The sequence below is a fragment of the Ruminococcus sp. AM26-12LB genome, assembly GCF_003480785.1.
Classification (GTDB): domain Bacteria; phylum Bacillota; class Clostridia; order Lachnospirales; family Lachnospiraceae; genus Blautia_A; species Blautia_A fusiformis.
Genome location: NZ_QUJX01000002.1, coordinates 188,634 through 203,814, shown reverse-complemented (window position 1 = coordinate 203,814; position 15,181 = coordinate 188,634). Strand labels below are relative to the sequence as shown.

The following is a 15,181-nucleotide window of genomic DNA, read 5'->3' as shown; positions in this document are numbered from 1 at the left end:
TCAATATACAAGATAAGTTATAAATATTAACATACAAAGGAGAGCTAGAAATGGGAAAATATTTTGGTACAGATGGCTTCCGTGGAGAAGCGGGTGTTTCGTTAACTGCAGATCATGCATTTAAGATCGGGCGTTTTCTGGGATGGTATTATAATGAGCTGCGCAGAAGAGCGGGGGAGACGGCTGCGGCCAGGATCGTGATCGGCAAGGATACCCGACGTTCCAGCTATATGTTTGAGTATTCGCTGGTTGGCGGACTGGTGGCGTCCGGAGCGGATGCTTATCTTCTCCACGTGACAACAACGCCGTCTGTGGCTTATGTTGCCCGTACCGATGGTTTTGACTGCGGTATTATGATCTCTGCCAGCCATAATCCTTATTATGATAACGGGATCAAGCTGATCAACGGCCAGGGTGAGAAGATGGAAGAGGAGATCATCGCTCTGGTGGAGGATTATCTGGATGACCGTCTTCAGCTGTTCGGAGAGAAATGGCATGAGATTCCTTTTACAAAGGGCGGTGAGATCGGCAGGACGGTGGATTATTCGGCAGGCCGGAACCGTTACATAGGATATCTGATCTCCCTGGGAGTATATTCCTTTAAGGGAATGCGGATTGGTCTGGACTGTGCCAACGGAAGTGCATGGAATATCGCAAAGGCGGTTTTTGATGCGCTGGGAGCGAAGACTTATGTGATCAATGCTGAGCCGGATGGTACCAATATCAATAACAATGCCGGTTCCACCCATATCGAGGGTCTCCAGAAGCTTGTAGTGGAGAAGGGGCTGGATGTTGGCTTTGCCTACGACGGAGATGCGGACCGTTGTCTCTGTGTGGATGAGAAGGGAAATGTGGTCAGCGGGGATGCGATCCTTTATGTGTACGGCCGTTACATGAAGGAGCGAGGAAAGCTTCTCACCAATACGGTTGTAACTACGGTAATGTCCAATTTTGGCCTTTACAAGGCTTTTGATGCTCTTGATATCGAGTATGCGAAGACAGCAGTAGGTGATAAATATGTTTATGAATATATGATGCAGAATGGCTGCCGTATTGGTGGTGAGCAGTCCGGGCACATTATTTTTTCTAAGTATGCATCTACCGGGGATGGCATCCTTACAAGTCTGAAGATGATGGAAGTTATAATGGCAAGGAAGAAAAAGCTCAGTGAGCTTACTGCTGATCTGGCGATCTATCCCCAGGTTCTTGAGAACGTGCGTGTCCATGACAAGGCAGCAGCGCAGGCAGATGTGGATGTGCAGGCAGCAGTAGAGAGTGTGGCTGAGGCGCTTGGAGACACCGGAAGGATCCTGGTGAGAGAATCCGGTACAGAACCTCTGCTCCGTGTTATGGTAGAGGCAGAGAGTGAGGAGCTTTGCAGAAAATATGTGGACCAGGTGGTTGAGATCGTCCGTAAGAAGGGGCATGTGGCAGAGTGATGTCCTGGATGCAGACCGCAGGTGTCTGAAGAACGGAGTAGTCAGAAGAATATAAAAATGCAATAAGAGGAGAAAAAAATCATGTGTGGAATTGTAGGTTTTACAGGCAGGCATCAGGCAGCACCCATCCTTCTGGACGGGCTTTCCAAACTGGAATACAGAGGATATGATTCCGCCGGCATCGCAGTGCGTGACGGGGAAAAGGATATCGAGATCATTAAGGCGAAGGGCCGTCTGAAGGTCCTTCTGGAGAAAACAAACGCAGGTGAATCTGTTCCGGGTATGTGCGGGATCGGTCATACCCGCTGGGCAACTCACGGAGAACCATCAGAGGTCAATGCCCATCCTCATGTCAGTGATAACGGAAATGTGGCAGCTGTGCATAATGGCATTATCGAGAATTACCAGGAGCTGAAGGAGAAGCTTCTCCGCAGGGGATATTCTTTTTATTCTTCCACAGATACGGAGGTTGCTGTGAAGCTGGTGGATTATTACTACCAGAAATACGGCGGATCTCCGGTTGAGGCAGTGCGTCATGCCATGGTGCGTATCCGTGGTTCCTATGCGCTGGCAATGATGTTCCGTGATTATCCGGAAGAGATCTTTGTAGCGAGAAAAGACAGCCCTATGATCCTGGGTTTGGAGAATGGAGAATCCTATATCGCATCGGATGTTCCTGCGATCCTGAAGTATACAAGAAATGTTTATTATATCGGAAATCTGGAGCTGGCATGTGTAAAACCGGGAGAGATCACTTTTTACAATCTGGATGGTGAGGAGATCGAGAAGGAGCCTAAGATCATTGAGTGGGATGCAGAGGCGGCGGAGAAAGCCGGTTTTGAGCATTTCATGATGAAGGAGATCCATGAGCAGCCGAAAGCAGTCGCAGATACACTGAATTCCGTTATCCGGGAGGACAAGCTGGATCTGACAGAGATCGGTCTGGATGATGAGAGGATCCGCAGCATCAGCCAGGTTTATATCGTGGCCTGTGGCTCTGCTTACCATGTGGGAATGGCTGCACAGTATGTGATCGAGGATCTGGCAGGTCTTCCGGTGCGTGTGGAGCTTGCTTCGGAGTTCCGTTACCGGAAGCCGCTTCTGGATCCTGATGGCCTGGCAGTGATCATCAGTCAGTCCGGTGAGACTGCGGACAGTCTGGCTGCGCTTCGGGAATGTAAGGAGAAGGGGATCCGCACACTGGCTATTGTCAATGTGGTCGGCTCTTCCATTGCAAGAGAGGCGGATCATGTATTCTACACACTTGCAGGACCGGAGATCTCGGTTGCTACCACCAAGGCGTACAGTACACAGCTGATCGCTTCCTATGTGCTGGCATTGCAGATGGCACTGGTCCGCGGAAAGATCTCAGAGGAGCAGTGTGAGTCCTACATTAAGGAACTGAAGACACTTCCGGACAAGATCGGCAGGATCATCGAGGATAAGGAAAGGCTTCAGTGGTTTGCCTCCAAGCAGGCCAATGCAAAGGATATCTTTTTTATCGGAAGAGGGATCGATTATGCCATCAGCCTTGAGGGCAGCCTTAAGATGAAGGAGATCAGCTACATCCATTCTGAGGCGTATGCGGCTGGCGAGCTGAAGCATGGCACCATTTCCCTGATCGAGGACGGCACCCTTGTGATCGGTGTCCTGACACAGCCGGAGCTTTATGAGAAAACAGTCAGCAATATGGTGGAGTGCAGAAGCCGTGGGGCGTATCTGATGGGGCTTACTACGTTTGGAAACTATAATATCGAGGATACTGCAGATTTTACGGTTTATATCCCGAAAACAGATCCGCATTTTGCAACTTCTCTGGCAGTGATCCCGCTGCAGCTTCTGGGTTACTATGTCAGTGTAAATAAAGGTCTGGATGTGGATAAGCCGAGAAATCTTGCCAAGAGTGTTACCGTGGAATAAGGAGATCCATTTCACAGAAGGAACATTTTAGCGGCAGTTCCGTGACATCGTGAGAGCATAAAAGAATCATGATATCACGGAACTGTTTTTGCATTTGGCGATTTACGATATTTCTTGCTTTTATCAGTAAAAAAGCGTAAAATGATTAGGATATTTGAATCTGTACAGAGAGTGTCCATATGTAATATTCTCTGTACCATCAAAAATGGAGGATTGCATATGAGAAAAATGGGGAAACATATCCCAGGGCTGATCGTGACGCTTGTGGTTCTGATCACAGCGATCGTATTTGCGGTCATGCTTCTGAATATGAAGGTGATCCCGACGAAGTTCATTGCAGTGATCGGACTGGTAATGCTGGTCCTGATCGTGATCGTCGGAGCGCTTGTATGGAGTACGGATGGTAAGATAAGATTTGTAGTGGGAGTGATCCTGGCAGCAGTTTTTGCAGCAGTATTCATTCTCGGAAGTATGTATGTTTATAAGACACATTCCACACTGGCAGGGATCTCCGGTGTGAACACAGAGGTTACAGAGGTCGGTATTTATGTCCGTGCAGATGATTCTGCAGATTCCATAGAGGCTACAGCAGATTATGTGTATGGTGTGCTGACAGATCTTGACAGAGCCAATTCGGACAAGGCTATCCAGGACGTGGATTCCGAGACAGGCAAGACTGTGCAGGTCCAGGAGTATGCAGGACTTACAGAGCTGGTTGACGGTCTTCTGAACGGACAGACAGGTGCGATCGTGCTGAACAGCGCATATTTAAGTGTTATTGAAGAGATGGATGGATATTCCGATATTTCTTCCAGGATCAAAGAGCTGACCGTGAAGAAGGTGGAGACGACCATTGAACCCCAGGAGACAGAGGCGAAGGCTGAAGAGAGTACCAATGACGGTTCTGTATATACCATCTTTATCAGTGGTATCGACAGCCGCAGCGGCCTTGTTGCAAAGAGCCGAAGCGATTCCAATATCATTGCTACGGTAAATACAGCTACCAGACAGGTGCTTCTGGTTTCCACACCTCGTGATTATTTTGTACCGCTTTCTATTTCAGGCGGACAGAGAGATAAGCTGACACATGCAGGTATCTATGGTATCAATGTATGTATGGATACTCTGGGAATGCTTTATAATGAGGATATCAACTATTATTTCCGTATCAACTTTGCGGGATTTGAGCAGCTGATCAATTCGCTTGGCGGAGTTACTGTTTATTCTGACTATGACTTTGATTCCAAGAATGAGACAGGATATCACTTCAATCAGGGAGAGAACTACCTGAACGGTGAGCAGGCTCTGGTATTCAGCCGTGAGCGTTATGCCTTTAAAGAGGGCGACCGTCAGCGTGGCAAGAACCAGATGGCAGTGATTAAGGGTGTGATCAACAAGGCTCTTTCACCGGAGCTTCTGAAGAATTATTCTTCTGTTCTTTCCAGCATCCAGGGATGCTTTGAGACCAATATCTCCTACGAGGAGATCGCCAGACTGCTCCAGCAGCAGCTGAACAACGGCGGTGACTGGAACATCGTAAGCTACAGTGTAAATGGTACCGGTGACACACAGAAGCCGTATTCTATGAGCCAGAAGGCTTACGTTATGATTCCGGATGAGTCTACCGTTCAGAAGGCGGAGGCCATGATGAAGAAGGTTCGTGACGGAGAGACTGTTTCCCAGGAGGAGGCAGACAGTGCAACATCAGCGGCAGCAGCTACGGATAATGATGCACAGGCAGCTACAGAGGGAAGTACAGCAGAAGCACAGGGTGAGACTGCAGATGCCACACAGGATGGCACAGCAGATGCCCAGGCAGCAGACGGAACTGTTGCACAGCAGTAAGATAAAATTATTAAATTTTAGCATAAGAACAGCCGGGGAAGCGTAAAGCTTTCCACCGGCTGTTTTTTCATGAGAAACAGAACGAAAAAAATCCACCGGCGATCACCGATGGATTTTTTTTTACAGGATCTCTTTCAGATATCTTTCCAGGGCATCCTGCCATGTTGGAAGTGGCTGGAAGCCGTTTTTTACAAGCTTGGATTTATCCAGGCGGCTGTTGAATGGACGTACAGCCTTGGAAACGCCGTACTCTGCAGTTGTGACAGGAGATACATCTACTTTTTCGTATTCCTTGTGGCCGAGGGCAGCAGCCTGGCGGAAGATCTCTTTAGTGAAATCATACCAGCTGATGAAGCCGCCTTCGTTGGTTGCGTGATAGTAGCCGTATTTCTCTGTCTCGACCATGTCTACCAGAAGACGTGCAAGGTCGTAGGTGTAGGTCGGAGTTCCGATCTGGTCACTGACTACGGTAAGCTTGTCATGGGTTTTTCCCAGATTTACCATGGTACGGATAAAGTTTTTGCCGTTTTTGCCGAATACCCATGCAATACGTACGATAAAGAATTTATCTACAGTGCCGGATACTGCCAGTTCACCGTCAAGCTTGGTCTGACCGTATACGTTCTGTGGAGCGTAGTCCTTGCAGTCTGGATCCCATGGTGTGGTTCCCTGGCCGTCAAAAACGTAGTCTGTGGAAATATACATCATCTTGATGCCAAGCTCCTTGCAGATGTCCGCAATGTTCTGTGTTCCTACAACATTGACAAGACGTACCTTCTCACGGTTTTCCTCGTCCTCTGCAGCATCTACGGCTGTCCATGCGGCACAGTGTACTACTGCATCAGGCTTTACCTCACGGATGGTTTTTGCTACCGCTTCTTTATCTGTGATATCAAGCTGCACATAAGGCATGGTGGTAACAGGAGTACCATCAGCGATGCCGCTGTAGGAAGGAGCAATGTCACTTCCTACGCCTTCATGTCCACGGCCGGACAGTTCATTCATTACGTCATGGCCAAGCTGGCCGCCAACACCTGTTACGAAAAATCTCATGCTTTAACCTCCTCGCGGTTTCCATACATTTTTTCGTAGTAGTTCTGATACTCACCGGAGATGATGGTTTCCCACCATTCCTTGTTGTCAAGGTACCATTTGATGGTCTTTTTGATTCCGTCTGCGAATTTTGTTTCAGGAAGCCATCCAAGCTCGTTGTGGATCTTGGTCGGGTCGATAGCGTAGCGCATGTCATGGCCTTTACGGTCTGCTACATGTGTGATCAGGCTTTCCGGTTTGCCAAGCTCCTTGCAGATCAGTTTTACGATATCGATGTTTTTCATCTCGTTATGTCCGCCTACATTGTAAACCTCGCCTACACGTCCTTTGTGGATGATCAGGTCGATGGCACGGCAGTGATCCTCAACATAGAGCCAGTCGCGGACATTTTCACCCTTTCCGTAAACCGGGAGTGGTTTGTCGTTCAGAGCGTTGGCGATCATCAGCGGGATCAGCTTTTCCGGGAAGTGATACGGGCCGTAATTGTTGGAGCAGCGGCTGATGGTCACAGGCAGGCCGTAGGTTCTGTGGTATGCGAGAACAAGAAGGTCAGCACCTGCTTTGGAGGAGCTGTACGGGCTGCTTGTATGGATCGGAGTTTCCTCTGTGAAGAAGAGGTCCGGTCTGTCAAGTGGAAGATCTCCGTAAACCTCGTCTGTGGAAACCTGATGATAACGCTGGATTCCGTATTTACGGCAGGCATCCATGAGAACAGCAGTACCCTTGATGTTGGTGTCAAGGAATACTTCCGGGTTTTCGATGGAACGGTCTACGTGGCTCTCAGCTGCGAAGTTTACCACGATGTCAGGATGCTCCTCCTCGAAAAGCTTGTAAACAGCGTCACGGTCTGTGATGCTTTCCTTTACAAAGCGGAAGTTCGGCTTGTCCATGACCGGTGCAAGAGTGGAAAGGTTTCCGGCATAGGTCAGGCAGTCCAGGCATACGATACGGTAATCCGGATGAGCCTCCATCATATGAAAAATAAAGTTGCTTCCGATAAATCCGGCGCCGCCGGTAACGATGATTGTCATAAAAAATCTCCTTTATAATAAATGATTGATCTTATGCGGATTCCGTCGAAACGGAGTCCGCAGGTAAATTCAGTGTCGGAAAATCAGATCGGCTTAGTGAAGCGCGTCCAGATATTTTCCGTCCAGAACATCCTTGAGATACTGGCCATACTGGTTTTTCTTAAGGATTTCGTAAACCTTGAGCACGTCCTCCTTTGTGATCCAGCCGTTTAAGTAAGCAATCTCCTCAAGGCATGCGATCTTGCGGTGCTGATGCTGCTCCATGGTTTTTACGAAGTTGGTTGCCTCTACAAGGCTTTCGTGTGTACCGGTATCCAGCCATGTGAAGCCCTGGCCCAGAAGCTCAACGTTCAGCTGTCCCTTCTCAAGGTAGATACGGTTCAGGTCTGTGATCTCAAGCTCGCCTCTTGCGCTTGGCTTCAGATTTTTTGCGTACTCTACAACCTTGTTGTCGTAGAAGTAGAGACCGGTTACACAGTAGTTGCTTTTGGGTTTTTCCGGTTTCTCTTCAATGGAAACAGCTTTTCCGTTCTGATCGAATTCCACGATGCCGAAACGCTCCGGATCATCTACATAGTATCCGAAAACAGTGGCACCTTTGCCTGTCTCTGCATTGTCTACGGCAGCTTTCAGGCGCTTTTTGAGGCCATGCCCTGCGAAAATGTTGTCCCCAAGGACCATACATACGGTGTCGTTGCCGATGAATTCCTCGCCGATGATAAATGCCTGAGCAAGTCCGTCCGGGCTTGGCTGTACAGCATAGGTAAGGTTGACACCGAACTGATGGCCGTCACCGAGAAGCTCCTCAAATCTCGGGGTATCCTGCGGGGTGGAGATGATCAGGATATCACGGATGCCTGCGTTCATAAGAACAGACATAGGATAGTAGATCATCGGTTTGTCAAAGATCGGCAGAAGCTGTTTGGAGGTCACCATGGTAAGCGGGTAAAGACGTGTTCCGGAGCCTCCGGCTAAAATAATTCCTTTCATATGTTTTCTCCTTTGCGTGATGATGTGCAGCATAAGTCGTGCCTGCACATAACTTTGTTACTGTAACTGTATTATAAAAGGTGACGCAAGGTCACCTTCAAGAGCTTTTTTCATATTTTTTATTTTTGGCTATTTTTCACAAAGAAATACGCCGGCATCCTTGGTAATGCGGAATCCTTTGGCAGTTTTTCTGGCGGTGTAGGCCCGGAATTCCTTGTAACGGTCCAGGATATACTGATTCTGGTTGCCGTGGCAGGAGAGGACGTAGGAGATCAGCGGCTCCGCATCCTGGACCAGAAGGCAGTCTTCATAAGAAAGCCACTGAGCCTTTGGGAAAAAAGGCGCCAGGATACTCTGGCCGTTTTCACGTCCGAACCGTTCATAAAGCCGGTCTGCGGAAAGCACGATCCGTTCATCAAAATCCTGCACCAGCTGGCTGACCTCCTGCATATGTGCCTTTCCGTAAGTACTGCAGAGAAATCTTCCGCCGGGAGCGAGGACACGGCGGACTTCCTTCAGGACGGAGGGAATATCATCGCAGTAAAAAAGCACGTGATTGGCGATCACCAGATCAAAGCTTTCGTCCTTGCAGGGGATTTTTCTGCAGTCAAAGGCCCGGAATGCAAACCGGGTATCCGAGGAACCGATGGCTCGTCTGGCATCGCGGAGCATACCGCTGGAAATATCGGAAAGTGTGATGGAGATATCCTCCGGCAGAAGGGAAAAATTGTCGGTCCATAACGTTCCGTCCCCGCAGCCCAGCTCCAGAATACGAAGACCGGGTGAGATCCGGCACTGCTCAAAGATCCAGGGAAACCATCCCTGTTTGTTCTGGGAGTACAGGCTGTGGAGGTTGATCCTGGAGGAAATGTTGGTGGCATTCTGATACTGATTCTTGAGGCTTTTTTCCATGCCGGTCAGGTGGATCAGGTTCAGCATCTGGCTCCAGTCAATGGTGTGCTGTTCCTTTATCATCTGTGCGGTATCCTGGATCGCTTTTTCCACCAGCTGCATCTGTTCGATCCGGTCACGGACCAGACGAAGCTGGATATTCAGAGAATTCAGCATGAAATGATAATCGGAATCACCGATGGTCATTTCACGGATGTCATCCAGGGAAAAGCCCAGGTATTTCAGAAGGAGGATCTGCTGAAGCCTTGCAAAATCCTCGTCTGTATAAAAACGTGCGCCGGATTCGGTGACGAGAGAGGGTTTCAGGATATCCTGTTTATCATAATAGCGGACAGTACGCAGAGTTACGTGTGCCATGCGTGCAAATTCGCCGGAAGAATAGTAGCCGTCTTTTTTCATAAAAAATAGAATCCTTTCTGAGGAAATAACAAACATCCTGTCATAGAAGTCATAAAAGAATTATAATTCAGATCCGGAAGCCGTACAAGAGTAAAACGTATAAGAGTAAACCGTACAGGAGAAAAACAGCATTGACAAAATTCTGCTGGTTTGTTAGTATATCGTTTCGAAAAAAAGGGAACCCCGGAATCATATTTCCGGGATAAGCGTTCGATATAAAAAGGAGTAATTTTTATGCGAAACCGTACTCTGGATATGGTAAAGGCAATCTGTGCTTATGCAGTTGTGCTTCTTCACGTCCATTTTCCGGGAAATGCCGGAATCATAGCCAATGTACTTGCCAGATTTGCAGTACCTGTGTTTTTTATGGTATCCGGATATTTTTGTTTCCGTGGCGATGATACGGAATTTATAAGAACCGGAAAAAAGATCCGGCATGTTCTGAAGCTGATGCTTGTGGCATTTCCGGTCTGCTGTCTGTGGGAGCTGATCCAGAACCACATCGACGGAGCAAGCCAGAAGGAATGGCTGGAAGCCCTGGTTTCGGGGGAACATATCCGCCAGTTTCTTCTATATAATAACAGCTCTCAGGTGAAATGGCATCTGTGGTTTCTCCCGGCACTGCTCTATTGTTATCTTCTTTTTGCCCTGGCAGCAAGATTCCGGATTTGTAAGCAGGTATATGTTCTGATACCGGTGCTTCTTCTGATCCATTTCGGAATGGAGGAATTTTCGACCTTCCTGTTCCCGGAAAAGCATTTCCGTGTTATGCAGTTTCGAAACTATCTGTTTACCGGATTTCCGTTTTTTATGTTGGGACATCTGATACACAGACATCAGGAAAAGCTGGAAGCCTGGTTTGCCGGAAAAAAAGTGCTTCTTTTGTATGGCATGGCAGCTGGCGGCGGGATCGCAAGTCTGCTGGAATACCGGTATTTTGGCAAACTGGAATTGTTTCTGGGGTCAGTATTTATGGCTGTTGGTCTTTTTCTCATTGCGATCATGGGAAAGAATCGGAAAGTGCCCGAGCTTCCGGCAGCCATCGGTCAGAAATATGCGTTTTTTATTTATCTGTTCCATCTCTGCGTGGCTGATATCCTGAAGGATGTGGCTGTGGCAGCTGGAATTGAGAAAAATCTTTTATATCTGTGGATGAGACCGGTGATGGTCTGTGTTCTTGTGACTGCTGTGGCGGTAATGTATGGATATGGAATGAAGATCTGCCGGAAATAGAAGAGTTTATGGTATTTTCATATTTATGCGCTGTGATTTTGTACCAAAATATGCTAAAATATCCTTTATTGATAAGTCACAGCACCCACCCGGAGGATGTGGGGAAAGCGACTGGAATATCCCGCTTCAGGGTAAAAAATACTGAGACATGAAAGAAAAAGGAGATTTTTATGGATTTACAAAACAGAGCGGAGGCCGGCAGTGACGGACACGATGAGAGTGTACTGAATCCGGAGATGCCCAACGAAACTGATCTGACGAAGAAGGAACGCCGCCGGATCGAAAGAGAGAAACTGAAGGGAATGGGAACAGGTAAGAAGATTCAGTATATCTGGATGTATTATAAGATACATATGCTGTGCGTGCTTCTTGCCATTGGCGGAGTCTGTCTGGGAGTGAATATTTATCGTCACGCACAGATGAAGACGGTGCTTTCCATTGCGGTGGTGAATGCAGGGAATTATGACTCTGAGAAGGTGGAAGAGGATGTTTTGAAGACACTGGGAACAGAGGATAAATATGCAGAAGTCAGTGTGGCGCAGAATCTGATGACGGACGAGACAGGAGAGGATTTTGATTACTATGCCAGGATCGCATATGTGACGGAAATCCAGAGTGCTACCGTTGATGTCCTGATCATGCCGAAGGAACTCTATGAACATGAGAAAGATAGCGGAATGTATGCAAATCTCAGGGAAACGTTTGGAGATGAGGTGTTTGAGTCTCTGGGCGCTGTGGATGATCAGCATCTGGAGCTTGACGGCAGCAGTAGTGTTGCTCAGGACTTTGGCCTGAGATATGATCCGGTGTGCATCTGCCTTCCGGGTAATGTGAAGAATAAAGAGAATGCGTTGAAATGGATCCAGTCTGTTCTGAAATGATGGATCCATATGTTTAGCTGAGTACAGAGATAAATAAGGCCTCCGGTTCGTAACACAGGAACCGGAGGCCTTATTATATATGAATATTACAGTGTATCGTTACGTTTGATGTAGCCAGGCTCATCCGCAGGACGGATGATCTCCTTGGCATGCGTGATCTTGGCATGCTTGTCTACCACCAGATTTTCGATATGGACATTCTCACCGATGGTACAGTCTGCAAGAACGACACAGTTCTTGATAACAGCGCCCTTTTTGATGGTACAGCCACGTCCGACAATGGAATTTTCTACAGTTCCCTCGATCATGGAGCCGTTGGAGATAACGGAGTTGGAAACATTGGCTGTGTCAAAATAATGGGTCGGACAGGAGTTGTTGGTGCGTGTATAGATCGGCCAGTTATCATGGAAAAGATCGGTTGCAGTTTTGTAGTCGATCAGATCCATATTTGCATCGTGATAGCTCTTGAAATCAGTGATCGATGCAAAATATCCGCGATGAGATATACCACGCACATCCAGCTCACCGTCTCTGCAGCCGGCATTGATCACGTCTGCAAGGGTATAAAGAGAGGAGATCTCTTTTGCCTTATGGATGAGGCTGATGAAAAGCTCCTTGCTCATTACGTAGGTATCCATGAAAATGTTGCGGTTCTTTGCATTGCCGTGGTTGTGCTCAATGGAGAGAACACCCTTCTGACGGTTCAGGTTCAGGATGTGGCAGTTCAGATAGTTCTCCTTGGCATTATCAACGGAATGATAAAGCATGGTCACATCTGCACCGGATTCGATATGGGCATCGATCAGCTTGGAATAGTCGGTGGTGTAGATCATGTAATTCGGAGCGATAACAACATACGGATAATGAACTGCTTCGATGCACTCCAGATTGGAGTAGTAGTTGTCGATATCGGTGTTATAGATATCGTTGACTCCGGAATGCTCTGAAAAGAGGAGTTGGAGATTACCGCTCTTGGAGTTGATGTTGTAGTGACGTCCGGTTCCGAGATGTTCTACAAGAGAACGGGGTTTGTTCTTTACATAGACCTGAATGTACTCAATTCCGCTGTTGGTCATATTTGAGATCGGGAAGTCGATGACACGATATCTTCCGAGAAATGAAAAGGCGCCGATCGCACGGTAGTCCTGAAGCCCCTCCACATGGATATTTCTTTCTGAGGAATTCACGATTCCAAATGCTTTAAACATATTACTCAGCCCCCTTTACACGTTTTGATACAAGTTCGATGTGCTCACTGTCCTTGGAACCGACACGAGCATTGGTACCGATCACGACTCCGTCTGCAACGAGAGCACGCTGGACAACGGCACCTGCTTCAACAACAACACCCGGCATCAGGACACTGTCGATGATCTTGGCACCAGGACCGACCTTGACGCCTGTGAAAAGTACGGAGTTGGTGATTTCACCTTCTACAACACAGCCCTGAGTAATGAAAGCAGTGTTGATCACAGCGGTATCACAGATATACTGTGGAAGAGAGGTAGCATCCTCAGTGTAGATTTTCCAGGTAGGATCGTTAAGATCCAGTTCACTGTTAGGACTGAGAAGATCCATGTTCGCTTCCCAGAGGGAATCGATGGTTCCTACATCCTTCCAGTAGCCTTTGAACTTGTAGGCGTAGAGCGCCTTGTCCTGTGCAAGGAGTGTAGGGATGATGTCTTTACCGAAATCGTGATTGGAATCCGGATTTTTGATATCTGCCAGCAGGAGCTTGCGCAGAAGCTTCCAGTTGAATATGTAGATACCCATGGAGGCAAGATTGCTCTTCGGGTGTTCCGGTTTCTCTTCAAATTCCACGATGCGGTCATCTTCACCGGTGTTCATGATACCGAAACGGCTGGCTTCCTTCATGGGAACCTCGATAACTGCAATAGTGGCATCTGCCTTATGCTGGATATGGTCATCAAGCATCTTTGCATAATTCATCTTATAGATGTGGTCACCGGAAAGGATCAGAAGGTATTCCGGGTTCTGTGAGTCGATGAAATCAATATTCTGAGAGATCGCATCAGCTGTTCCACGGTATACATCCAGATCGGCATCCGCTTTCTCACGTGGAGGAAGTACATAAACTCCGCTGTCCTTGGCATCAAGGCCCCAGCGGCCACCGGCTGCTACATAGCTGTTCAGTAAAACTGATTCATACTGTGTCAGTACACCTACGACATCAATGCCACTGTTGGCACAGTTACTGAGCGGAAAATCCACGATACGGTATTTACCGCCATAACCAACGGCTGGCTTGGCAACTTTATTCGTCAACTCGTGAAGACGACTTCCTCTTCCACCGGCCAGGATCATTGCTAACATACTGTTTTGTTTCATGGCGAATCCTCACTTTCATTTCTTGTTTACTGCCAGGTGTCTTTAACCATAAAAACAATAAACTTTGTTAATATTATACACCTTTCGAAAAAGAAAATCCAGTTTTTTGTGCAAAAAAACGTTATTTTTATATTGGGAAATTAGACGGATTTGGGAAAATTGATGGATGATCTGTCGAAAAAAAGAAACGTTTAAGAAGGTTCCGGGATGCTGAAAAAACAGTAACACTGAAAATAGCCGGATTTCGGATACATCGGCGAAGATTCTTGCGGAAAATGTGAAAGCAGTGTATTCTGTAAAAAAAGTCCGGAATACAGCGGAGAAAGGATATCGATATCAGACAGGGAGAAGACAGGATGAAAGAAGAAAGAATTTCCAACTATGTAAAACTATGTGAAGAGTGGGCACAACGCTTTTTGAAGATGGATCAGGCAGATCTGCATAAACGGGTGCCGGAACTGAAGGAAGAAAACGGGTTTCTCACGATCATTCATTTCGGAAGAAGATATGGGGTGAGTCTGGAAGACGGCAGTATCCGGAGCCTGGATGGACAGAGAGAACCGGATACTACGGAGATGCTGAATATTTATACGCTTCTGGGGTATGCGAAAGAGGGGGCTTTTATTATGGATAAGTGGGTCCCTTTTGCAGATCTCAGGAATGCAAGACCATTTGCGCCGGCGTATCAGATCGGAGAGACGGATGTGTTCAGTGCTACATTTTCCGGCCATGAAAAGGAATTGAGGGAGGCGTTTCAGAAGCTTGACGGCAGGGAACTGCCCCAGGGTGATGTGGGATATGAGATCAGGGCCTTTGACTGTATGCCTATGAGATTCTTTTTCTGGGAACGGGACGAGGAGTTTGAAGCACAGGGAAATATCCTGTTTGATTACAGCGCCACAGATTTCAATCATGTGGAGAGTGCGGTATCCATAGCAGATTCCGGGATCAAAAGGCTTGCGGAGCTTGCCGGGGTTCCGCTCAGGGGGAAATCTTTTCAGATGCGCTGATAACCGAAATATAATAAAACCAATATGAAAAATAAATAATACGAAAGATAATTGCAGTTATCAGAAAAATCGTATATAATGAAGGAATATTTAAGGATTTTGAGACAGTAACTGTCACG

General features: G+C 47.4%; 12 protein-coding genes. 6 read left to right on the top strand and 6 right to left on the bottom strand.

Annotated features, from left to right (window positions below; all coding sequences use genetic code 11):
- Positions 1-50 precede the first annotated feature (50 nt).
- The 3 genes from glmM to DW694_RS02085 all read left to right on the top strand — a co-directional run bounded on the left by glmM (position 51) and on the right by DW694_RS02085 (position 5,204).
- Positions 51-1,439 carry a phosphoglucosamine mutase gene (gene glmM, locus DW694_RS02095; RefSeq protein WP_015525706.1) on the top strand — a complete coding sequence of 463 codons (1,389 nt, stop codon included), beginning with the start codon at positions 51-53 and terminating at the stop codon, positions 1,437-1,439.
- Between the two features lie 81 nt (positions 1,440-1,520).
- Complete coding sequence (glmS, locus tag DW694_RS02090) at positions 1,521-3,359, top strand: glutamine--fructose-6-phosphate transaminase (isomerizing) (protein ID WP_118752468.1); 1,839 nt, start codon at positions 1,521-1,523, stop codon at positions 3,357-3,359.
- A 219-nt stretch (positions 3,360-3,578) separates the two neighbouring features.
- Positions 3,579-5,204 carry an LCP family protein gene (locus DW694_RS02085; protein WP_118752467.1) on the top strand — a complete coding sequence of 542 codons (1,626 nt, stop codon included), beginning with the start codon at positions 3,579-3,581 and terminating at the stop codon, positions 5,202-5,204.
- A gap of 120 nt (positions 5,205-5,324) precedes the next feature.
- On the opposite strand, the gene rfbD is transcribed toward DW694_RS02085, so the two are convergent.
- The 4 genes from rfbD to DW694_RS02065 form a co-directional block, all read right to left on the bottom strand.
- A complete protein-coding gene (rfbD, locus tag DW694_RS02080; protein WP_118752466.1) occupies positions 5,325-6,257 on the bottom strand; it encodes a dTDP-4-dehydrorhamnose reductase in 933 nt (310 codons plus the stop codon).
- A complete protein-coding gene (gene rfbB, locus DW694_RS02075) occupies positions 6,254-7,288 on the bottom strand; it encodes a dTDP-glucose 4,6-dehydratase (RefSeq protein WP_015525710.1) in 1,035 nt (344 codons plus the stop codon). The genes rfbD and rfbB overlap by 4 nt, the downstream gene beginning before the upstream one ends.
- Positions 7,289-7,381: 93 nt before the next feature.
- On the bottom strand, positions 7,382-8,278 hold the full coding sequence (rfbA, locus tag DW694_RS02070) for a glucose-1-phosphate thymidylyltransferase RfbA (RefSeq protein ID WP_015525711.1): 897 nt from the start codon (positions 8,276-8,278) through the stop codon (positions 7,382-7,384).
- Between the two features lie 129 nt (positions 8,279-8,407).
- Positions 8,408-9,589, bottom strand: a complete 1,182-nt coding sequence (locus DW694_RS02065) for a methyltransferase domain-containing protein (protein ID WP_118752465.1) — start codon at positions 9,587-9,589, stop codon at positions 8,408-8,410.
- A gap of 234 nt (positions 9,590-9,823) precedes the next feature.
- Between DW694_RS02065 and DW694_RS02060 the strand changes: the two genes are divergently transcribed.
- Both DW694_RS02060 and DW694_RS02055 read left to right on the top strand, forming a co-directional pair.
- Positions 9,824-10,822, top strand: coding sequence for an acyltransferase (locus DW694_RS02060; RefSeq protein ID WP_015525713.1), 999 nt, complete (start codon positions 9,824-9,826; stop codon positions 10,820-10,822).
- A 170-nt stretch (positions 10,823-10,992) separates the two neighbouring features.
- Entirely contained in the window at positions 10,993-11,703 is a 711-nt protein-coding gene (locus DW694_RS02055) for a hypothetical protein (RefSeq protein ID WP_015525714.1), read from the top strand.
- 86 nt (positions 11,704-11,789) lie between these two features.
- On the opposite strand, the gene glgD is transcribed toward DW694_RS02055, so the two are convergent.
- On the bottom strand, positions 11,790-12,911 hold the full coding sequence (glgD, locus tag DW694_RS02050) for a glucose-1-phosphate adenylyltransferase subunit GlgD (protein ID WP_015525715.1): 1,122 nt from the start codon (positions 12,909-12,911) through the stop codon (positions 11,790-11,792).
- A 1-nt stretch (position 12,912) separates the two neighbouring features.
- Positions 12,913-14,052, bottom strand: a complete 1,140-nt coding sequence (locus tag DW694_RS02045) for a glucose-1-phosphate adenylyltransferase (protein WP_118752464.1) — start codon at positions 14,050-14,052, stop codon at positions 12,913-12,915.
- A gap of 356 nt (positions 14,053-14,408) precedes the next feature.
- Between DW694_RS02045 and DW694_RS02040 the strand changes: the two genes are divergently transcribed.
- Entirely contained in the window at positions 14,409-15,062 is a 654-nt protein-coding gene (locus tag DW694_RS02040; protein WP_015525717.1) for a DUF3786 domain-containing protein, read from the top strand.
- Positions 15,063-15,181 lie beyond the last annotated feature (119 nt).